Genomic DNA, 429 nt, shown 5'->3' with positions numbered 1-429 from the left:
TGCCCGGTCATATCCGCTCGGACAACGGGCCGGAGTTCATTGCCAAGGCCGTACAGGACTGGATCGCGGCGGTTGGACCGACGACTGCCTACATCGAGCTGGGCAGTCCCTGGGAGAACGGCTATTGTGAGAGCTTCAACGCGAAGCTGCGGGACGAACTCCTCAACGGCGAGGTGTTCTACACCCTCAAGGAGGCCAGCATCGTGATCAAGCAATGGCGGCGGCACTACAACAGCATCCGACCGCACTCGTCGCTCGGCTATCACCCGCCTGCGCCGGAGGTCGTCATTTGGCCAACGGAACCGAGCAGCTCAGCGCCGCTCGCTCAACCCGCCATCGTCACGCGACCTGCCCCTGACCCAGCAAACTGGTCCGCGCTGAACGCAATTTTTCGGGCATCCTGAACCCTGAAGGAGGGTGGATGCCATA

Annotated in this window: 1 protein-coding gene; it reads left to right on the top strand. The window is 62.2% G+C overall.

Features of this window, described 5'->3' with window-relative positions:
- On the top strand, positions 1 to 404 hold a 404-nt coding region (locus AC0IXR_RS25000), incomplete at its 5' end, for an integrase core domain-containing protein (protein ID WP_471762588.1).
- Positions 405 to 429: the final 25 nt, after the last annotated feature.

Source organism: Methylobacterium sp. AC832, from assembly GCF_979256025.1.
This window is presented reverse-complemented; position numbering and strand designations above follow the sequence as displayed.